This window comes from Wolbachia endosymbiont (group A) of Pogonocherus hispidulus, assembly GCF_964028195.1.
GTDB lineage: Bacteria > Pseudomonadota > Alphaproteobacteria > Rickettsiales > Anaplasmataceae > Wolbachia.
This window is the reverse complement of sequence record NZ_OZ034750.1, coordinates 521,414-541,376: the sequence shown is the minus strand read 5'-3', so window position 1 is coordinate 541,376 and position 19,963 is coordinate 521,414. Positions and strand designations below refer to the sequence as shown.

20 protein-coding genes and 2 tRNA genes are annotated in these 19,963 nt (G+C 36.3%); 12 read left to right on the top strand and 10 right to left on the bottom strand.

Annotation, left to right across the window (positions count from 1 at the left end; all coding sequences use genetic code 11):
• Nucleotides 1-842: 842 nt before the first annotated feature.
• The 3 genes from glmS to ABWU58_RS02585 form a co-directional block, all read right to left on the bottom strand.
• A complete protein-coding gene (gene glmS, locus ABWU58_RS02595; protein ID WP_353283536.1) occupies nt 843-2,654 on the bottom strand; it encodes a glutamine--fructose-6-phosphate transaminase (isomerizing) in 1,812 nt (603 codons plus the stop codon).
• Nucleotides 2,655-2,686: 32 nt separating this feature from the next.
• Nucleotides 2,687-3,133, bottom strand: a complete 447-nt coding sequence (gene yajC, locus ABWU58_RS02590) for a preprotein translocase subunit YajC (RefSeq protein ID WP_353283535.1) — start codon at nt 3,131-3,133, stop codon at nt 2,687-2,689.
• Nucleotides 3,134-3,270: 137 nt separating this feature from the next.
• A tRNA-Asp gene (locus tag ABWU58_RS02585) sits at nt 3,271-3,347 on the bottom strand.
• Nucleotides 3,348-3,538: 191 nt separating this feature from the next.
• On the opposite strand from ABWU58_RS02585, the gene rpsB reads away from it, so the two are divergent.
• The 7 genes from rpsB to ABWU58_RS02550 are packed head-to-tail and all read left to right on the top strand — an operon-like array spanning nt 3,539 to nt 8,231.
• On the top strand, nt 3,539-4,387 hold the full coding sequence (gene rpsB, locus ABWU58_RS02580; RefSeq protein ID WP_353283534.1) for a 30S ribosomal protein S2: 849 nt from the start codon (nt 3,539-3,541) through the stop codon (nt 4,385-4,387).
• Complete coding sequence (tsf, locus tag ABWU58_RS02575) at nt 4,368-5,228, top strand: translation elongation factor Ts (protein WP_353283533.1); 861 nt, start codon at nt 4,368-4,370, stop codon at nt 5,226-5,228. Before rpsB ends, tsf begins: the two co-directional genes overlap by 20 nt.
• A gap of 10 nt (nt 5,229-5,238) precedes the next feature.
• A complete protein-coding gene (gene pyrH, locus ABWU58_RS02570) occupies nt 5,239-5,973 on the top strand; it encodes a UMP kinase (protein ID WP_353270508.1) in 735 nt (244 codons plus the stop codon).
• 7 nt (nt 5,974-5,980) lie between these two features.
• The gene (gene frr, locus ABWU58_RS02565; protein WP_353283532.1) at nt 5,981-6,538 is read left to right on the top strand and encodes a ribosome recycling factor; all 558 of its coding nucleotides are present in this window, start codon (nt 5,981-5,983) and stop codon (nt 6,536-6,538) included.
• A gap of 6 nt (nt 6,539-6,544) precedes the next feature.
• Entirely contained in the window at nt 6,545-6,919 is a 375-nt protein-coding gene (locus tag ABWU58_RS02560; protein WP_353283531.1) for a hypothetical protein, read from the top strand.
• Nucleotides 6,920-7,615: a polyprenyl diphosphate synthase gene (gene uppS / locus ABWU58_RS02555; protein WP_174515980.1), complete on the top strand. Its 696-nt coding sequence runs from the start codon at nt 6,920-6,922 to the stop codon at nt 7,613-7,615. It abuts the gene before it with no gap.
• On the top strand, nt 7,605-8,231 hold the full coding sequence (locus ABWU58_RS02550) for a phosphatidate cytidylyltransferase (protein ID WP_353283530.1): 627 nt from the start codon (nt 7,605-7,607) through the stop codon (nt 8,229-8,231). Before uppS ends, ABWU58_RS02550 begins: the two co-directional genes overlap by 11 nt.
• A 24-nt stretch (nt 8,232-8,255) precedes the next feature.
• Here ABWU58_RS02550 and ABWU58_RS02545 read toward each other — a convergent pair whose 3' ends face one another.
• Both ABWU58_RS02545 and coaD read right to left on the bottom strand, forming a co-directional pair.
• Complete coding sequence (locus tag ABWU58_RS02545; RefSeq protein WP_006279326.1) at nt 8,256-8,447, bottom strand: zinc-finger domain-containing protein; 192 nt, start codon at nt 8,445-8,447, stop codon at nt 8,256-8,258.
• A 68-nt stretch (nt 8,448-8,515) separates the two neighbouring features.
• A complete protein-coding gene (gene coaD, locus ABWU58_RS02540) occupies nt 8,516-9,022 on the bottom strand; it encodes a pantetheine-phosphate adenylyltransferase (protein ID WP_353283529.1) in 507 nt (168 codons plus the stop codon).
• 81 nt (nt 9,023-9,103) lie between these two features.
• Here coaD and ABWU58_RS02535 point away from each other — a divergent pair.
• Both ABWU58_RS02535 and ABWU58_RS02530 read left to right on the top strand, forming a co-directional pair.
• Nucleotides 9,104-9,176: transfer RNA gene (locus tag ABWU58_RS02535), tRNA-Phe, on the top strand.
• An 80-nt stretch (nt 9,177-9,256) separates the two neighbouring features.
• Nucleotides 9,257-10,249, top strand: a complete 993-nt coding sequence (locus ABWU58_RS02530) for a gamma-glutamyl-gamma-aminobutyrate hydrolase family protein (RefSeq protein ID WP_353283700.1) — start codon at nt 9,257-9,259, stop codon at nt 10,247-10,249.
• A gap of 15 nt (nt 10,250-10,264) precedes the next feature.
• Here the strand turns inward: ABWU58_RS02530 and ubiH are convergent, their stop codons facing one another.
• The 5 genes from ubiH to ABWU58_RS02505 all read right to left on the bottom strand — a co-directional run bounded on the left by ubiH (nt 10,265) and on the right by ABWU58_RS02505 (nt 16,172).
• Nucleotides 10,265-11,413, bottom strand: coding sequence for a 2-octaprenyl-6-methoxyphenyl hydroxylase (gene ubiH, locus ABWU58_RS02525; RefSeq protein ID WP_353283528.1), 1,149 nt, complete (start codon nt 11,411-11,413; stop codon nt 10,265-10,267).
• 100 nt (nt 11,414-11,513) lie between these two features.
• Nucleotides 11,514-11,696, bottom strand: coding sequence for a hypothetical protein (locus ABWU58_RS02520; protein WP_353283527.1), 183 nt, complete (start codon nt 11,694-11,696; stop codon nt 11,514-11,516).
• Nucleotides 11,697-11,755: 59 nt separating this feature from the next.
• Nucleotides 11,756-12,760, bottom strand: coding sequence for an Mrp/NBP35 family ATP-binding protein (locus ABWU58_RS02515; protein ID WP_353283526.1), 1,005 nt, complete (start codon nt 12,758-12,760; stop codon nt 11,756-11,758).
• 106 nt (nt 12,761-12,866) lie between these two features.
• Complete coding sequence (gene terL / locus ABWU58_RS02510) at nt 12,867-14,354, bottom strand: phage terminase large subunit (protein WP_353283525.1); 1,488 nt, start codon at nt 14,352-14,354, stop codon at nt 12,867-12,869.
• 1,308 nt (nt 14,355-15,662) lie between these two features.
• Nucleotides 15,663-16,172 (bottom strand): RDD family protein, encoded by a 510-nt coding sequence (locus ABWU58_RS02505; protein WP_353283524.1) that lies wholly within the window; start codon nt 16,170-16,172, stop codon nt 15,663-15,665.
• A gap of 144 nt (nt 16,173-16,316) precedes the next feature.
• Between ABWU58_RS02505 and icd the strand changes: the two genes are divergently transcribed.
• The 3 genes from icd (at nt 16,317) to nth (ending at nt 19,780) form a co-directional block, all read left to right on the top strand.
• Nucleotides 16,317-17,735 carry an isocitrate dehydrogenase gene (gene icd, locus ABWU58_RS02500; RefSeq protein ID WP_353283523.1) on the top strand — a complete coding sequence of 473 codons (1,419 nt, stop codon included), beginning with the start codon at nt 16,317-16,319 and terminating at the stop codon, nt 17,733-17,735.
• Between the two features lie 83 nt (nt 17,736-17,818).
• Complete coding sequence (locus ABWU58_RS02495; protein ID WP_353283522.1) at nt 17,819-19,120, top strand: molecular chaperone DnaJ; 1,302 nt, start codon at nt 17,819-17,821, stop codon at nt 19,118-19,120.
• Between the two features lie 21 nt (nt 19,121-19,141).
• On the top strand, nt 19,142-19,780 hold the full coding sequence (nth, locus tag ABWU58_RS02490; RefSeq protein ID WP_353283521.1) for an endonuclease III: 639 nt from the start codon (nt 19,142-19,144) through the stop codon (nt 19,778-19,780).
• Nucleotides 19,781-19,963 lie beyond the last annotated feature (183 nt).

Sequence of the window (19,963 nt, the reverse complement as noted above, 5' to 3'; positions counted from 1 at the left end):
TCCCGCTAACAAGCAGCGGGATGACGGTTGTCGTTTAGCTATAAATGTTTAAGAAATTTACCAAATGAAAAAAAGGCAAAAGAAGCCCTAGTCATTGTCTATTTTCAGTATTTGGCGTTTTTTAAGTCTTAAACGCTGCAATTTAGCTGCTTTTAAGTGCAACTCACCTTAGTTTAAATGTTTAAGAAATTTACTAAGCAGAAAAAAAGGCAAAAGAAACCCCGTGTTAGCTAGTTGTCACTCTCTAATCCTGCAAATTGGCGTACTATACTGTCTTAAACGACTTATAAGCGCGTTTCAGCTTATATAGGTAAAAACCCAGAAATGTTGTGAAGACATAAGGTGCACATAGTGCAAAAAATTAAAAATAAGACGCCAACTACGTTGTTTTCTTGCTGTTTAATCTGCACAGATGAAGATAACTGAATACCTTCAATGCTATGATAAAGAGGCTGGTGGAGTTTGTCAAGTAGGTTTTTTCGTCTCTATTCCCAATAAAAGTTCGTTATTGGTTATGCAGGAACTGTCGTAAAAGGAAGTTTTCTTGTGCGTGTGAAACTTTTTTTCCAACACAATGGATCTTCTGAAAAGTTTTCGAGTATATTATATTTTTAATTTGTAGAATAAGATTTTTTCCTTTTTGCATGTTTCACCTAAAAAGGACACATTTTAGACTTCTTTGTTGAAATAAAACAGAAACAAAAGTGCTGTTTATTGCGGCTTTTGGGTAATTTTATGGTAAAAATTTTAGAGAGAAATTTTATACACTATCACTGATATTTTTCCTTAAGTTGACGCCATTGAGTACCTTAATTAGAAGTTTAGCTTTAACTTTAAATGGACTACTCAACCGTGACAGACTTAGCTAAATTTCTTGGACAATCGGCATCTAACCCTTTTTTTGCTGCAGTAAAGTAAGCAAGGAATTGCATAGCAACACTGTAGATGATTGGAGAGATAAAATTATCAGTGTCTGGAAGTTGCACCACATCTGCGCAAACTCCCCTTAGGAATGGCGCTCCTTGCTTATCGCTGAAGGCAATTACTTTGCCTCTTCTTGCAATAATCTCTTGTATATTAGATAGCGTTTTAAAGAATAAATCATCATAAGGGATAATTGCTATAACAAGCACAGTAGAGTCTATTAAAGCAATAGAACCATGCTTCATTTCTCCCGCTGCAATACCAATTGTATTGATGTATGAAAGCTCTTTTATCTTCAATGCGCCTTCCATTGCAACTCCGTATGAACTTCCTCTGCCGATTAAAATAACGTTATTGTGTTCTAATATACTGCCCGATATATGTTGTATTTTCATCACATTCAAAACGTGCTCAACATACTCGGGAATAGAATTGATAGCACTGCTTAGCTGTTTTATTCTCTCTCCACCCAGTATACCTTTTATTTTTCCAAGCTCCACGGCAAAGCATGCTAAAGTTGCAAGTTGCGCAGAAAAGGTTTTTGTTGAAGCAACACCAATTTCTTGCCCAGCAAGAGTATGTAACACAATATCTGAGATCTTTTCAATGCTGCTGTTAAATGTGTTAGTTATACTAATGATCGTTTGTTTCTGCAATTTCGCATAACGCAGCGCTTCTATGGTATCTGCAGTTTCGCCAGATTGAGAGATGAATAACCCAATGCTGCCTTCTTCTAGCTTGACGTTGCTATACCTAAATTCTGATGAGATTTCTAGGTATACTCGAACTTGAGCGACACTTTCCAGCCAATACTTTGCTATTAGCCCAGCAAAATAAGATGACCCGCATCCAACTATAGTAATGTAACTCAGCTCAGAAAACAATTTTTTGTTGACCTCTTTATATTGCTTGTAAAATTGATTTATTGTTTTGTTTAATGCACGCGGTTGCTCAAAAATCTCTTTTAACATGAAGCTAGGGTAACCATTTTTGCTAATTAGAAAATCACTTGGACTACTATTTTCTATACTGCGTTTAACTTGTGTACCATTGTTGTATATACTAACTCCACTAGATTTTATCACTGCAATGTCATCATCTTCCAAATGCGATATTCTTTCCACAAATGCACTTAAAGCATTAGAGTCAGATGCAGCAAACACTGTGTTACAGTTATAGCCTATTGCTAAAGGCAAATTTCTCTTCGCAACAAATAAGGCGTCTGGGTATTCTGCAAATAATAAGACCAAGGCAAGTGAGCCATGTAAGTTGTTTAAACACTTAAATAGAGAATCAACTGGCGACAATCCTTCATCAAGATATAAGGTTAGCATATTTGGTATGATCTCTGTGTCAGTGTCAGTATGGAATGACATTCCCCTTTCTTCTAGACCCTTTTTTAGCAGATTGTAATTCTCAATTATGCCGTTATGAGCAACAACAACATTATTTGTATGAATGGGGTGAGCATTTTTAAGGCCTGGAACTCCATGTGTAGCCCAGCGAGTATGTGCTATGCCAATTGTACTATGAGACATCTTGCTTTCATCAACAACTTCATACAATCTTTTAACTTTACCTTCTGATTTTTTGACTTCTATCTCGCCTTCGTTATTTATGATTGCTATACCTGAGGAATCATATCCCCTATATTCCAATTTTTGCAACCCAGTTAGTAAAGTTGGTATTACTGAATCACCGCTACTTACTACACCAAATATTCCGCACACAAATGGATCACCAAATGAACTTTCTTTTAAAGTTATGCAGCATTTTTGCCTTTATCATCTTTTCCCTTTTTACTTTCCTCTGGTGGTTGATTTTTATTCTTTTTATCACTCTTTTCGATTTTGCCTTTTTCAATTGGTTTAGCTACCACTTTTTGAGTTTCTTTGTTTAAAACTTCAGATATAGCGGACTTTAGGACTTTTATCTCAACTTTTGGTGCTATTTCTATTATAAATTGTGCATTTGCTCCATCAACCTTGTTAACTTCACCTATTATTCCACCAGAAGTAATGACTGTATCACCACGTTTTATTTGATCTATCATCTTTCTATGTTCTTTTAGTTTTTTTTGTTGTGGGCGAATCATAAGAAAATAAACTACCACAAATATTAAAATCAGTGGAATAAGATTAGCAAAAGATGCGCTGATACTCAATGTATTGCTAGTTGCATCTGCTGCAAAAACTTCAGAAATGAACATATTTAATCCTAATTGTTAACGATAAAAATAAACCTATTTAAGTATTAATTGCAATACCATACCATGTCAAGTTTGGTGAAGGCGTTTCTCAATACCGGCAATAATACTGCAAATTCTAAGTTATGCTAAAACTAATATGGCGGGAGTGATGAGACTTGAACTCACGACCTCATGCGTGACAGGCATGCGCTCTAACCAACTGAGCTACACCCCCCTAATTTCTTTTTAGCGTTTTCGGGCTTCGACTTTAAAGCTAATAAACATGTTGCCCTTTGTCAATATTTTTTGTTTGCGCCTTGCTGTCTTTTCTATTACTATGTAAATAATTTAATTTCACACATGGCTTGTACAAGTAGTCCCATTAGGGTTATGCCATGGAAGATAAACTATTTGGAGGAGTGATATATGACAAATTTGCCTGAAGTCACTGTGCGTGATTTAGCCGAATCTGGTGTACATTTTGGTCACAAAATTAGTCGCTGGAACGCAAAAATGGCTCCATACATATATGGAGTGCATCAAGAAAATCGTATACATATAATTGACTTGCGAAAAGCATTACCATTGCTACAGGTGGCCATGAAGGCTTTATATGACGTTGCATCTCAAGGTGGTCGCATTCTATTTGTTGGTACAAAGTTTCAAGCTTTTGATATTATTGCAAGTGAAGCGATTCGTTGTGGTCAATATTATGTGAATCATCGATGGCTTGGTGGTATGCTTACTAATTGGGGCACTGTTTCTTCTTCGATAAAAACCTTGATGCAATATGAGAAAATATTAAATGACGAGGATAGCATTTTAACAAAGAAAGAATTGGGGAACATTGAAAAGAAAAAGCAAAAGCTTGATAAGGCGCTTGGTGGTATTAGAGAAATGGGAGCAATTCCTGATATCTTATTCATCATTGATACTAATAAAGAGCATATTGCGGTTAAGGAGGCTAAAAAGTTAGGGATTCCAATAGTTGCAATACTTGATACTAATTCTGATCCAGATGATATTACTTATCCAATACCTGGAAATGATGACTCAAGAAAATCAATAGAGCTCTATTGTAAATTAGCTACCGACTCTATATTAGCTGGAATAGAGTCTAGTCTAGCAAGATCTGGAGTTAAGATTGATAATATAAAAGGTGATGAGTTTATTCAAGAAAAAGAAGATGGTATTGTGCAAACTAAAAGGAAACGTAGTAAAGTTTACAAAGAAGAAGAAATGGAGGTAGTAACAAATGAAGATGAATCCAGATAATATAAGGGAATTACGTGATAGGACAGGGCTTGGCTTAAGTGACTGTAAAAAAGCATTAGAAGAATGTGATGGTGACATCAAGAAAGCCGTTGATAAGTTGCGTACAATAGGTCTTGCTAAAGCTGACAAAAAATCTGATAGAGTAGCTTCAGATGGGCTCGTTGCTATGTGTTTGACTGAAAATTATGGTGCATTGGTTGAACTCAATTGCGAAACCGATTTTGTTGCAAGGAATGAGAAATTTATAGAGTTAGTTTCAAATTTAGCATCAATTGCTCATCAAGAACGCTGTACTAGCGTTGATGAGTTAAAAAATGCCAAGTATGAAAGCATTGGCACAGTGCAGGAAGCTATTATGAATGGTACGTCAGTTCTTGGTGAAAAGTTAGAGTTGAGCAAGCTTTGTTACCTAGAGACTAAGGATGGAGTTGTTGCTGGTTATGTACATGGTGATGTACGTGGTTTAGGTAAAACTGGCGCTTTAGTTGCATTGCAATCACCCGGTGATAAGGCAAAGTTACAGGAAATTGGAAAACAAATAGCGATGCACATAGTTGCTATGAAGCCTGAAGCTTTGTCTATAGATGATTTAGATCAAATGAAGTTGAAAAATGAACGTTCTATAATTGAAGAGCAAGTAAGGAGCTTAAATAAACCTGAAGAAGTAGCAAAAAAAATAGTAGATGGACGAATGGCTAAGTACTATGAAGAAGTTGTTTTACTAGAACAAAAGTTCATAAAAGATGATAAAATGAAGGTTTCTGATTTTATAAAATCAAGCGAGGTGAGTGCTATTAAATTATCTGATTACAAGTTACTTGTTTTGGGCAGTGCAAACTAAATGGCAAGAAATGTCTTCCTTAGCAGATAAAGTAAAATACTCTAGAGTGTTATTGAAGATCTCTGGTGAAGCTTTGATGGGGTCACAGTCTTTTGGCCATGATATGGGAATAATAAGCCAATTATGCAAAGATATAGCTGATGTTAACAGGCTTGGAGTTCAAGTATGTATTGTTGTTGGTGGTGGTAATATCTTTCGTGGCACATCCGCGTCTTTAAGTGGCTGTGAAAGAGCAAGCAGTGATTATATTGGAATGCTTGCAACTATAATCAATGCTTTAATTTTACAAAACTTTTTAGAAAAAAATTTAGTAGCTTCTAGGGTATTATCTGCAATACCCATGGCCACTGTATGTGAACCTTACATAAGAAGGAAAGCTATTCGTCATTTAGAAAAAGGTAGAGTGGTAATTTTTGCAGCAGGCACAGGCAACCCATTTTTTACTACAGATACAGCTGCAGCCTTACGTGCCGTTGAAATGAATTGTGATGTTATTCTAAAGGGCACGCAAGTAAATGGTGTATACTCCGCTGATCCGAAAAAAAATGAGGATGCTGTAATGTATGATAGGCTTTCTTACACGGATTTATTGACTCGTGATTTAAAAGTTATGGATGCATCAGCAATTTCACTTGCTCGTGAGAATTCTATTCCAATTATAGTTTTTTCTTTGAAGGGAGAAAAAATAGTCAATATTATTAAGGGTCAAGGTACTTATACTATAGTTTCAGATTGTAAACAGTAGGTAATTTATGTTAAATGAAATAAAAGCTAAAACAAAAGAAAGAATGCTAAAAACTATTCAGTCCTTTCATGATGATATTAAAGGCGTACGCACTGGTAGAGCTAGCGCATCGTTGCTTGATGGTATAGTTGTAAATATCTATGGTGGACATCAAAAGTTAAATCAGGTTGCAGGCGTTTCAGTTATAGATAACAAAACCCTATCAATTAAAGTTTGGGATATTAATGTTGTAGGTGAAGTGAAAAATGCTATATTAAATGCCAACTTGAATTTAAATCCTGTTGTTGAGGGCAATACCATACGTATAGCTCTTCCGGACTTAACACAAGAAACCCGTGAAAAATTAGTGAAGCTATTACACCAATTTGCTGAAAATGCACGAATTGCAATTCGGAATATACGCAGGGATATAATAGAAGAATTAAAAAATATGGAAAAAAATAAAGAAATTTCGGAAGATGATTACCATAACCTTCACGATGAAGTACAAAAAATTACTAATGATAATATAAAAAAGATTGATAGCGAGTTATCCATGAAAGAAAAGGATATATTGCATCACTAAGGTAATATGAAAGAAACCTTCAGTAGTGAATATGAACGTTGTGATTTGAGAGCAAATTCCACCAAGAAGGGTGTCATCCGAGTAGCTGACACGCAACTGTTACGAACATTTGTCCGCGAAGGCAGTGTGTTAGCCGTTTTTGCCTCAAACACAAAGGTGTCATCCCAGTGCTTGACACTGGGATCCAGCTTTTCATACAATCTCGTCAAAGACGTTTGTTTTAGCATAAGACAGCTATTTTTATGCTTATCAGCTCAGTGTGCTCACTTGCAATCAAATTTCTGGATTCCAGTGTCGGGGCACTGGAATGACACCCTCCCGGTAGCACAATGTTCGTATAGCTGTGTGTCAGTTACTTTTATGACATCGGGTGAACTTTAAATGTTGAATCAAGAATCTTTACCGAAACATTTAGCAATTATTATGGATGGTAATGGTAGATGGGCGAACAATCAAGGAAGGGTAAAAATTGATGGTTATAAAAAGGGCAGTGAAGTTGCATACGATATTGCCAAGTATTGTACAGACCTAACCATACCCTACTTAACTTTGTATGCATTCTCTATGGAGAATTGGCTTAGACCTAAAAACGAAACTGACTGTCTATTTGATTTATTTTACTCCGTTTTAACTAATGAAGATAAAGTCAATTTCATTTGCAACTGTAACATTAAGTTGAATTTTATTGGCAATTTAAGTCTGTTATCCAGTAAAATATTGGATCAAATTAAAAAAGCAGAAGAAATGACACATAAGAACGATGGTTTATTACTCACTGTGGCAGTCAGTTACGGAGCAAAGCAAGAAATTACACAAGCTATAAGCAATATTATAAAAGAAAATATTGCTTATGTATCAGAAGAGGAATTTGAAAAATTTCTATATACTAAAGATCTGCCAAAATTGGATTTATTAATTCGCACTGGCGGCGAAAAAAGGTTAAGCAACTTTTTATTATGGCAAGCAGCTTATGCTGAATTATATTTTTGTGATACTTTATGGCCTGATTTTTCTTGTCAAGATTTGAGCAAAGCATTAGAAGATTATACAAAAAGAGAGAAAAAATATGGTAGATAATAATTTTATAATTAGAATATTGTCCTCAATAGTAATATTATTCATATTTTCTTTTGCTACATATTTCAGTGATTTATCGTTTTACCTATTGATTTTTTCAATAGCAGTTTTATCTTCTTTTGAATGGTATAATCTAACCCAAGGAAACAAAATTTTATACGTTTTTGCATTATTATTGATTGCACTACCAAGCGCCTCATTAATATATTTATATAATCTACCACAGGGAAAATACGCATTAGTATGGTTCGTCTTAACCATTTGGGGAATTGACATTACTGCCTACCTATTTGGTAAGAATTTTGGTGGAGCTAAAATTTGCCCAATTCTTAGCCCTGGAAAAACTTGGACAGGACTTCTTGGTGCGATTTTAGCTGGAGTAGTGTGCACAATTTTTGGATCAATATTTTTTGGTCTATTTTCAATTCTTTATTCTCCAATCATTGGCCTTGCAATCGCTATTCTAGCGCAACTTGGCGATTTCACTGAGTCGCTTGTTAAAAGAGCTTACGGTGTTAAAGATAGTGGAAGTATGATACCTGGCCATGGAGGAGTGCTCGATCGTATGGATAGTTTCATTTTTACTGCCCCTCTTATTGCTATTTATATAAGCTAAGTCTGCAGAAGAAATAAAGTGCCATTAGAGTTCATCCCTAGTCAGCTCCCCAACCGCTTCTACAGTACAGTCATGGACAAACGTCTTTTCACAATAAGGGCAGGCTATTTCCTCTTCTTCTCCCATATCTAAATATATTAATGGATGGCCGGAACCCTCATCATTCTCATCACCATGACAACAAACTTTTCTATTATTAACCCTCACTTTTGACATGCTACTCCTTTAGCTTATAACATTTTACATATTGAATATACCCATTCAGAAATAAAAAACAACAAGCACTATTCTCCATTTTTTATCCTATTCAGGTTAATCAATTCGTTTTGAACGCCTTTTGATACAAATTTGCTAACATCTTCTCCTAATCTTGCTATTTCCTTTACAAAACTTGATGAAATAAATTGAGTATCTTCAGAAGCAGGAAGAAATATGGTTTCGATTTCAGGAAGAAGTTTATAATTTACCCAACTCATTTGAAACTCGTAATCAAAATCTGATACTGCTCTTAATCCTCTAATAATAACAGAAGCATTCTGCTCTTTGGCAAACTTCACTAGCAACCCATTAAAAGATATAACATCTGCATCAATTCCTAGCCCTTTGATTTCATTTTCAGCCATGCTTGTGCGTAGCTTTGTGTCAAAGGCAACATGCTTATTAACGTTTTCTGCAACTCCTATTATTAATTTATCGACTAGTTTACACGCTCTTTTGATTATGTCAATATGCCCAAAAGTTATAGGGTCAAATGTGCCAGGGTAGATTCCTATTCTGTTATTAATGTTCATCCTTTATTTTTATATAAACTACTTTAAAAACTTTTGATAGACATAATAACATTTTTTATCTAAAAATGAAAGTATACAGTTGGCCTGATAGCTCAGTTGGTAGAGCAAAGGACTGAAAATCCTTGTGTCGCTGGTTCGATTCCTGCTCAGGCCACCTTTTCTTTCTTGGCAAACTTGCCTTTTTGTTATAAAATACTCTATATCGTAATATAAATGTTAGAGAAGCAAGTTATGGTGTATAAATATTACAATAAAGTATTTAAGATCTTATTAATTATAGTTCTATTATTAAGCAATATTACTTATGCTGGCGTTAGTGAAAAACCGGCATCTCAACATGTAACCAGAAAAGAAGAACCAGCGTCAACTGCCTTGACGGCAGAAAATACAGTAAATAATGACATAGTTGTTGGTTTGTTGAAAACAGAAGAAGAGGCATACCCATATGAGCTTGGGCTATCTCAAAATATCTACGAGATGTTTAATAACTTTGGGGTTAAGACTATACTGATTGATTATAATAAGATAATTAGCCTTAAAAAAATTCAGACAGAGTCACTTAATCTCGCAAAACGAGATGAAACATTGGCAAAGAAGCTGACATTAGACCGAATAAAAATTGAAGTTGCACAATTTATTGAAGAGCACAAAATAAATAGAATATTTATTCCGGATAATTTACACTCAGCACCCACTCCTTGTTGCCAGCTTGTTACTGAAGCAATTGTAAAAATAGTTGATGATAACCCTGCAATTCATTTACTTGGCATATGTGAAGGCATAATGAATGCAAAGGGAATTGAAGTAGTGAGTGTTGTGAGTGATGAAGAGAAGCGAAGATCTCATTTAAAATCAGCACAGAAAGCTCTCCAACAGATAAAGATCGTTCCAAACAGCCGTTTAGCGGAATTAGTAGCTAAATTCTTAATACCTAATGAAAACGGCTGGTTTTCAACGTACTTTCCAGATGCTCATTCAGGAGCAGTAAATAATACGTCAGAAAATAGAAGAAAATTAGAATTACTTGGATATAAAATTGCAGCGTTCTCCAACGATGGGGTAATAGAGGCTATTGAAGATAAGCATGGTAATATTTACTTTCAAAGCCACCCAGAAGCTCTTGTTGTGAAATCAGATAAAAACCTCTATTTATCAAATCACAGGGAACGTCAAATGTCTACACTAGTTGCTATAGCGATTATAAATGATTTTCTTTATCGTGCTTAATGCTAAAACAGTGGTTTATATAAACCCCATAGCATGCCGAATGAAGCTTTTTTTGAGAAAATTTGAATTTTCAACTGCAATCAAGCCAAGATTTCTTAGTGCTTTAGCGCAGAATATTCTGTTGGAGAACATCCTATTTAATCCATCAGTTGCAAGCGCCATTGTAAAATTATCAAAGTATCTATTACGTGAAATTTTCTTTAATAAATAACTACTGCCAACATCAATACCAGATGCTTTTGCAGCAACTATGTGCTTTATAACACTTTCTACATCTCTAATTCCAAGATTAAGCCCTTGACCTGCAACTGGATGAATTGAATGTGCTGCATCGCCGATAAGCAAAACTCTACCCTTATATAACTTTTTTGTGAAAGCAAAACTTAAAGGGTAAAGTTTTCTTTCACCCTCTAATTTTATCTCTCCTAGATAAGAACCAAATCTTTTTTTGAGTTCCACGATAAATTCCTCTTCAGATAGGTTCATTAGCATTTTTGAAATTCCAGATTTTTCTGTCCAAACTATCGAAGAAGTATAGCCACCCTTCATTGGTAGAATTGCAAATGGACCGCCAGGAAAAAAACGCTCTACAGCTAAGTTTTGGTGATGCAGTTCGTGTTCCACATTACATACTATACTGCTCTGTTTATAATCAAATTTCACTGTCGGTATAGAAAATAACTCTGGTAGTTTAGAGTTTTTGCCTTCAGCGCAGATAAGTAGCGATGATATTAATTCCTGGTTATTATCAAGAATAACTTCCACATATCCTGAATCACAAGCAATTGTTTTATAGGAATGTGGAGAGTATATATTTAGTTTATTCAGAAAATTATTGTTGATTGCATTCCATATAGTAGCATTGTTAATAACATAACCCATTGGCTCTTCGCTAACCATTTTATGATTGTAATGCACAGTAACCGCATCTAATATGCATATATCAAGTATTGGCTCAGCTTCACTCTCCACAAACTGCCAAATCCCTAATTTTTCCAATATTTTTTTCGAGCCTTGAGAAATAGCAAATGCTCGGTTGTCATCTACTACACGTGGTAGACTATTTTTTTCAATCACAGCTACAGACACAGAGTCACAACTGAGGCCAATGGCAGTAATAAGACCAAGCAACCCACCACCTGAAATGATTACATCATAATTCATTTTATTTACGCTAATTGTAAAATTATATTTTATCTATTTTGAAAATAGTTTAAACAAACTTTATAGACAAAGACCTATAGCTAACCCAAGAAAGGTTTCCCTATGTCATACCGCGATTCATTCCATAACTGTACGAACGTTGTAGTTTGGGAGCAATTCCCACCAGTGGGGTGTCATCCCAGTGCTTGACACTGGGATCCATTCTTCTTTTTTTCTGGATTCCAGCGTCACGCGCTGGAATGACAAAAGCTGCTAATTTTTCATGTAAATAATGGTTATGCAAGCAGTCTATTTTGTAACTAACAAAAGAGGACTTTGATTCGCATGTTTCTCACGCTTATTCTATTGTTTAACTATACTTTGAGCAATGTCTTCATAAATCTCTGCCAAATCTTCACTTAGCATTAAAGGATTTCCACAATCAGAAGCATGACATATTTGTGGATCCAGAGGAATCCTGCCTAGGAGTTTGATGCCCAGCTCCTCAGACATTTTTTTTGCACCGTCTTTTCCAAATATATATATTTTTGAGTTATTTTGAGTAAAATAGCTCATATTTTCCACAATTCCAATAACCGGTACGCTGAGCTTTTTAAGCATATCATAAATTTTGCGAGCATCGATTAAAGAGAGCTCCTGCGGAGTTGAAACTATTATCGCCCCGGTTAAGTTAAAATTTTCCATCAGACTTAAATGCACATCGCCAGTTCCAGGTGGTGTATCAACTATTAAATACTCTATATCGGACCATTTTGTTCCCATGAGCAGATTATAAAGTGCTTTTGTGATCATAGGCCCACGCCATATTGCTGCACGATCTTTATCAATAAAGTAGCCAATTGAAATAGTGTGCAGTCCATACTTTTCTATAGGTATTGCTTTTCCACCCTGTATTTCTGGCTTTAATTTTTCAGTGCCAAGCATTTTAGGAATTGAAGGACCATATATATCTGCATCAACCAGCGCAACTTTATGTTTCAACTTTGCTAATGAGAGAGCAAGATTTAGCGCAACTGTGGACTTGCCCACACCGCCTTTACCAGAGGCCACAACGATTATATTTTTCACTCCTTCGATATGTAATTTAGCTTTTTGTTGCCCAGTTTGTTTTTGACCAGTAGCAACCACGATCACTTTTGTCACCCCCGGTATAGCTTTAACAGCTTGCTCACAATTTCTTCTTAATTCTTCGTTTGCTTGCGTGTTACCGGCAACTTCAAGCACAAAACCAATGTCCCCGCCTTTAATAATGATTGAGGATATTATGCCAAGAGCGATCACATCTTTACCGCTTTTTTGCTCTATGACTTTTTTTAAGTTCTCTCTTACAGTTTCTTCGTTGATCATTAGACCTCTTACATAGCAGATCCCAGTGCGGAACATTTGTTTCGAAAACAGTATGTTAAATGTTATAGCAGGTTTTGCCTAGAACACAAGCCAAGTAGCGTGACACTCAAACAGGGTCGGAGGTAAAATCCCTGACCCTGAAAACGCTGGTGTTAGTTTTTCTCATCCACTGCAAATATTGCACGGTACTATCCACTTGGTCGTCGTGGCGAGTTTCTGGGAACATTAAAATCTCATACTCAAAATCGTTCAGCCATACTGCTTGGTGCGGCAGAAAAACCTTGCCAGACTCTATAGTCGGAACAATTTGATAAAATCGAGTGAGTTTGTCATCATGTGGTACTATTTCGATAATGGGTAGATCACTGTTTGCTTTTAGCTCCTGCACCAATTGCTGACCACTTGTTTTTGCTTCGATTAAAATTGCGTGTGGTGTCCATCTTGCAGCTAGTGATAGAACTTGCTCTTTAAGCTTTGGATACTCAAGCTTTGCGCGATATACATCAAGTAAATAGAATTTGTTGTCTGTTTTTGCCCAGGTAGTGCAGACGCTAAAGTTGCTCATGCTGCTTGTTGAAACTGCAGTGTCCCAGCTCTGAGTGACATATGAGAGACTATCAGGAAAATTTCTATAGCGCTTCAGCCACTCTCGTTTAATTATACCACTTGAAAGCGGCAGAGGATTTTGTTGATATTGCGCAGCAAAAGCATAACTTCCAAGTTCAACTTTTATCGTCTCAACTTCTTCTTTTCCTCCATAGAGGGGATATAACAACTGACCTTCTTCTCTTGAGTATAATATTACGGGTGGTATCATTCTAGCACTTGATGCTGTAATCCAGCTTTTGTACTCATTTGTAGTTACTCGGGTAACAGGAACAAGAAAAGGAGGCGCTGGCTTTTTGATTGAATAGATAATCTCCTTATTTTCAGATATCATCGGTAAACAAGTATGGTTCCATATGTTTTTCGGTTTGGAGAGAAGGTGTCCGGTTAAGTCCTCCTGGTGTAGCCTGTGCATCACAAGAACAATTACCCCTTTTTTTCTATTGTTGAGCCTGGTTACTAAAGTCTGATCGAACCAGTTTGTAGCACGCTTTCTAAACATTTCACTCAAAGCTTGAGCAGAACTCAGTGGATCATCAACAATGACAAAATCTCCGCCTTCACCGGTCAATGTCCCTCCAACTGATGTTGCAATTCTGCATCCTCTCTGCACTGTTTGGAATTTATATTTAGTGTTCTGGTCTTTGCATAGTTCTACCTCTGGAAATAGCGATCTATACCAACTAGACTGCATTATACACCTCGTATCGAGCGAGTGCTTTTCGCTGAGCAGCCGAGAGTAACTTGCAACTATTATTCTTGCGGTTGGCTGATTTCCGAGTATCCATGCGGGCCACGCAACACTTATGCATATGGACTTCATTGAGCGTGGAGGCATATTGAATATTATTCGCTTTACTGCACCAACGCTCGCTGCTTCAAGCCTGTCTGCTATGACTTTTATATACCGATAATTATTATACTCACACCCCGGCACCACCGTTTGAAAGCACAGTTCAATGAATTTTAAAAAGTTGATTTTGTTCATGATATAATGTTGAAACCAGCGCGTGACGCTGGGATGACAAAAAAAGGAGCACTGGAATGACAAGGCTATAGGTTGCAAGCAAGACGTCATACCGCCGCAGACCGTCATGCTGCCGCGAACCGTCATACCGCCGCGGTATCTCAAAGCATAGATCCCGCTAACAAGTAGCGGGATGACGAGTTACTATACCGTCACGGTATCTCAGCCGCTAACACGTAGCGGAATACTTAACCATCATCTACACCGTCATACCGCGATTCATTCGCGGTATCTCAAAGCATAGATCCCGCTAACAAGCAGCGGGATGACGAGGATGCCACCGCGAACCGTCATACCGCCGCGGTATCTCAAAGCATAGATCCCGCTAACACGTAGCGGGATGACGATTGTCAGGCTAGTACCTTTTTTTGTCATCCCAGTGCTTGACACTGGGATCCAGGAATTTTATTAAGTTGGCAAGCATAAAAGTAGCCGTTTTATGTTAAAATACAACGTTTTGATGATTATGAAAAAGCTGGATTCCAGACTGGAATGACAGCAGTCCTACGTCATACCGCCACGGTATCTCTAGATCCCGCTAACAAGCAGCGGGATGACGAGATGCCACCGCAAACCGTCATCCCGTGATTCATTCACGGTATCTCAGCCGCTAACTGTTCTCCCTCGTCATACCGCGATTCATTCGCGGTATCTCTTAACATAGATCCCGCTAACAAGTAGCGGGATGACGATTGTCGGTGAACCTAAGTTACTTTAGCTATAAACATTAAGGAATTTACCAAATGAAGAAAAAAGGCAAAAGAAGCCCCGTGGTGGTTGGCTATTTACTATGTACTAAAATATCGGCGTTTTTTTTATTCTAAAACGCTTGATTAAGAGCGATTTAGCTGCTTTTAACTTGCAACTAACCTACACCGCAAGTGTTTAAGAAATTTACTAAGCAGAAAAAAAGGCAAAGAAAACCTAGGGTAGCTAGTATTCAAATTCTCCCTTGTTCTATTTGACGTCTTTTGATGTCTTAAACGCTTTATAAGCGCGTTTCGGCTTGTATAGGTAGAAACCCAGAAGTTTTATAAAGACATGAGGTGCACATAGTGCAAAAAATTAAGCATGATTTACGCCAAATACAAAGTTCCCTTTGTCGTTTTAATCTGCAGATTGCGAAGATAAATAAATAGCTTCACTTTCATGATAAGGGGGCTGGCGGAGTTTGTCAAGTAAGTTTTTGTAGCTCTCATGGTTTTTGGATTCTAACTAACGTCATGCGCTGGAATAACACCCTTGGTGGCAGACAGCTAAAGAAAAATATCAACTAGGTTTATAGTCTATTATTACTGTTTTTGCAACTTTGTCATAAAAAGTCTGTTTGCGCCGGTCGAATATCGCAAATATTAAAACTAAAATTGGTAAAATTATAGACCACCGAGAAACATAGTGAGTCAGCAAAGAAGAAATAATCGAGAAAATTGTCTGAGAAATACTTCTCACTGCTGCTTGTGTTAGGGTGGTACTTTTAAATGTACCTGCATCTTTGATATACATGCCACACAACAGCTTTCCTGGAGTACCACCAAGTTTTGTTATCATTAGTATTTCTAATACTGTGCACAGCGCTGATGCAAAGATTTCATAATAGAAATATGTTGATTGTTTAGTTTCATCAAGAAGATCAGCATAGATCTCACTATTGTCTTGTAATGCAATAGACAAGATCAAAATGAGTAAAGGAAAGTACAGTATGATACAGTCAAGTATTACTGCTACAGTACGCCTTGTAAATCCTACATAATTTACTTTAACATTTATTTCAGTATCCATACACCCTCCTATTTTCATAATGTCATTATATACTATAAAAGCACGTTATTAAATAATCGTAAATATACTAATTTGTGCAATACTAGCTACTTGTGCCACTCTATTATTTGAATTAACATTAAGTCATTTGTAGTTAGGAAAGTTATGTCAACACCAATCACAGTTGCGTATGGCGACGGTATCGGACCAGAGATTATGGAAGCGGTGCTGTCGATATTGCACGAAGCAGAAGCGAAGATCTCAATAGATATTATTGAAATAGGGGAGCGTGTTTATAGTAAGGAATGGTCTCACGGCATTTCTCCAAGTGGCTGGGAGTCTATTGAAAGGACAAAGATATTACTTAAATCTCCAACAACAACTCCTCAAGGTAAAGGGCACAAAAGCTTGAACGTTGCACTCAGAAAGAACCTAGGGTTATATGCAAACATCAGGCCGTGTATTTCATATCATCCTGTTATAGAGAATAAATTCGATAAGTTTGATATCGTAGTAATACGTGAAAATGAAGAGGACGTTTACACCGGAATAGAGCATAGGCTCACTGGTGATTCTTACCAATGCACTAAAATTATTACTAGATCTGGCTCAGAGAAGATATGCAGGTACGCTTTTGAATACGCGAAAAAACACAACAGAAAAAAAGTAACTTGCCTGACTAAAGACAACATAATGAAAATGACTGACGGAACTTTCCATGCCGCGTTTGATCACATTGCAAAGGAATACCCAGATATAAAGGCAGAACATTATATAGTTGATATTGGAATGGCGCGTGTTGCAACAGAACCGGAGAATTTCGATGTTATAGTAACCGAGAACTTATATGGCGACATATTATCAGATATAGTGGCGCAAACCTCTGGATCTGTGGGGCTTGCCGGAAGTAGCAACATCGGAAATGAATACGCAATGTTTGAAGCAGTGCACGGTTCTGCTCCTGATATTGCAGGAAAAAACATAGCCAATCCTTCTGGTCTTTTAAATGCTGCAGTGCATATGCTAATTTACATAGGTCAAGTGGGTACTGCAAAACTAATCTACGATGCATGGCTGAAGACTTTAGAGGATGGAATACACACTGCCGATTTATATAAAGAGAAAAAGAGTAAACAAAAAGTTGGTACAAAAGAATTTGCAGGAGCTATTATAGAGAATCTAGGAAAGAAGCCTGCAATATTATCTGAGCTTACAGTCGGTAGCAGTACAAATAGCAAAATAAGTGAAATACAAAATAGCTACGAACAGGACTACAAAGTTAGAAAGCTAGTTGGTAGCGATATAACGCTTGCCTGGAGTAAGCCGGCTGATTTTGACCAAATAGTGAAGTTGTTTGAAACAAGTAATCCGCAGATTATAGCAATATATTCAAAAGGCCTTGCAATTTGGCCAGGAGGCTCAAAATCTTCAAGTGACCAAATAACCTGCAGGTTCATTGCAAATAATAAAATTACAAATAGTGATGTGAATAACTTGCTAATCAAATTTGAGGAACACAATTTTGATGTGGTGAGAATGGATAAGTTGTATTTGTATGATGGAAAAGAGGGGTTTTTCTCTTAATGATTGTTTGATATTCTAATCCTTGCATAAAGCATTTTAATATGTCATACTAAAAGTATGATATATTTATGTGAGGTGCAGTAGTGAATCAACATTTTAAATTAACCAGTCAGGAATTTCTTAATAATGCCAATCTGTTCAAAGTACTAGAAATAAAAGCTGGGCAAGTTGTAGGTAAGGGTTATGAAGAGCTTAGCGCAATTTTGAAGAAACATCATAAGGAACTAATTCTTGTAAACCATCCTGACAAAGGTGGAGACAAAAATAGATTTGATCAAATTTATAAAGCTTATCAAGAGCTAAAAAAATACATTGAACCTTTAGAGTCAGGAAATCCTTGTGTTAAAGTTAGCGTTGGTGCTGAAAGTGATGGGCGTTTAACAGCAAGAGAGTTTCACTATAGGAAAAATTTGTTTAATAAGCTAAAAGTAAGTGAGGAAGAGGCTGTAGGTAAAGGTTTTGATGGATTGATTTCTATACTAAAAAGAAATGACTATTCGTTTGAAAAAGACATAGAAAAATGCATTGAACTTGAAGATAAAATAGAGAGGATTTTGCAAAATCCAAATTTAGATGATTTTAAGAAGAATGTAGAAAGTGCAGGATTAATGAAAGAGCTATATCAATATATAGCAAAGCCAAGCATACAATTATTCAATTATGTTACTCCTCTAGAAGAAAAGAGAAGCCTAATTGAAGAAGATAAAAAGACATTAGCATTGAAATTTATAGAGCGTAAAAATGTTCTACTGTTCGTCCAAAAAATAAGTGTTCTGCCTTTAGCTCTATTAACTACAATTACTATAGGTTGCTATTTTTCATGGTGGATCATAGCACTTAATATCATTATTAATAACGCCTCTCGTTTATTAACAGGTCATTATATGAAAAAATATGCCAACTCAGAAATTTCTACTGATGAATTCATGAGTAAAATAAACTATATCGTACTAGGTAGTAAGCTTCTTATCAACTATCCTTTAGCTGCTTTTTCTGTTTATCTACTTACAACAAATTTCATTGCTAATGGATTAACTGTTGGTGGAGCTATACTTGGTTCACTATTGTTATTGGCAGTATTAATTGAAATGTTAGCTCCTGTTTTCTCAAAAAGCTGTGAAATATATGCTGAAAAGCACACAAAAGATTTACTGGAAGAGGATCCAAGAGATAGGGTACAAAAGGAAACCGACCTGTTAGGATGGTATGATTTGCGAAAATTGTTAATGCCAATTATCATGCCTCTTGTTAGAAAATGCTTTGCAGAGGTGGCAAGCGAATTTGCTGAGAGGAATTTTGATGAGGTAAAAACTGATATGTCTGATGTTAATACTGAAGGACTATCTAATCCTCAAGCAATTGAATTTGCACAGCAAACAGTGTAGTATAAGCTTTTAGCTCTATGCATGGACTCAAAAAAAGTAGAATTGATATTTGAAAAATTTCAACAATCAAATCCTGCGCCAAAAATAGAGCTAAATTATACCAATCATTTTACGTTACTGGTTGCAATAGTTTTATCAGCACGGACAACTGATGTAAGCGTTAATAAAATTACAAAGGAGCTATTTAGTATCGCTGATACGCCAGAAAAAATGCTGAATCTTGGGCAAAGTGAGCTGAAAAAACGTATAAGCAGTATTGGTTTGTATAACTCCAAGGCAAAAAATATAATCGGACTTAGTAAAATATTGGTGGAACGATACAATAGCAAAGTGCCTACTGATTTCGATGATTTGGTATCTTTACCAGGGGTTGGGAGAAAGAGTGCTAATGTGTTCTTAAATTCAGGGCTTGGTATTCCAACATTGGCAGTTGATACTCATGTTTTTAGAGTAAGCAATAGAGTTGGGCTTGTGAAAGAAAAAGATGTATTTAAAACAGAGCAATCTCTTTTGAATGTGGTTCCAAAAAAATACCTACTTTATGCTCATCATTGGCTAGTTTTACACGGTAGATATGTTTGCAAAGCACAAAAACCTTCGTGTGAAACGTGCATAATTCATGATTTATGTGAATTTGAGTGCAAAAGGTATAAAGTCTAGCACACTATCTTGTCACTCCGATATTCCTTCCTTTTATCATCCAAGTAGCTGACACTTGATTGGATACTGAGTTGGTAAGTATAAAGTATAGCCAACGCGAGCTCTACATCATACCATCACGGTATCTCGGCAATTGTAAAGGTCACGTAATTCGTTCTCTTTTAGCTATAAATATTAAGAAAT

Excerpts from the sequence above, each read along its gene's own strand:
- yajC (WP_353283535.1), bottom strand. The coding sequence starts at position 3,133 with ATGTTCATTTCTGAAGTTTTTGCAGCAGATGCAACTAGCAATACATTG.
- rpsB (WP_353283534.1), top strand. The coding sequence starts at position 3,539 with ATGACAAATTTGCCTGAAGTCACTGTGCGTGATTTAGCCGAATCTGGT.
- tsf (WP_353283533.1), top strand. The coding sequence starts at position 4,368 with ATGAAGATGAATCCAGATAATATAAGGGAATTACGTGATAGGACAGGG.
- pyrH (WP_353270508.1), top strand. The coding sequence starts at position 5,239 with ATGTCTTCCTTAGCAGATAAAGTAAAATACTCTAGAGTGTTATTGAAG.
- frr (WP_353283532.1), top strand. The coding sequence starts at position 5,981 with ATGTTAAATGAAATAAAAGCTAAAACAAAAGAAAGAATGCTAAAAACT.
- ABWU58_RS02560 (WP_353283531.1), top strand. The coding sequence starts at position 6,545 with ATGAAAGAAACCTTCAGTAGTGAATATGAACGTTGTGATTTGAGAGCA.
- uppS (WP_174515980.1), top strand. The coding sequence starts at position 6,920 with ATGTTGAATCAAGAATCTTTACCGAAACATTTAGCAATTATTATGGAT.
- ABWU58_RS02550 (WP_353283530.1), top strand. The coding sequence starts at position 7,605 with ATGGTAGATAATAATTTTATAATTAGAATATTGTCCTCAATAGTAATA.
- ABWU58_RS02545 (WP_006279326.1), bottom strand. The coding sequence starts at position 8,447 with ATGTCAAAAGTGAGGGTTAATAATAGAAAAGTTTGTTGTCATGGTGAT.
- coaD (WP_353283529.1), bottom strand. The coding sequence starts at position 9,022 with ATGAACATTAATAACAGAATAGGAATCTACCCTGGCACATTTGACCCT.
- ubiH (WP_353283528.1), bottom strand. The coding sequence starts at position 11,413 with ATGAATTATGATGTAATCATTTCAGGTGGTGGGTTGCTTGGTCTTATT.
- ABWU58_RS02515 (WP_353283526.1), bottom strand. The coding sequence starts at position 12,760 with ATGATCAACGAAGAAACTGTAAGAGAGAACTTAAAAAAAGTCATAGAG.
- terL (WP_353283525.1), bottom strand. The coding sequence starts at position 14,354 with ATGAACAAAATCAACTTTTTAAAATTCATTGAACTGTGCTTTCAAACG.
- ABWU58_RS02505 (WP_353283524.1), bottom strand. The coding sequence starts at position 16,172 with ATGGATACTGAAATAAATGTTAAAGTAAATTATGTAGGATTTACAAGG.
- icd (WP_353283523.1), top strand. The coding sequence starts at position 16,317 with ATGTCAACACCAATCACAGTTGCGTATGGCGACGGTATCGGACCAGAG.
- nth (WP_353283521.1), top strand. The coding sequence starts at position 19,142 with ATGGACTCAAAAAAAGTAGAATTGATATTTGAAAAATTTCAACAATCA.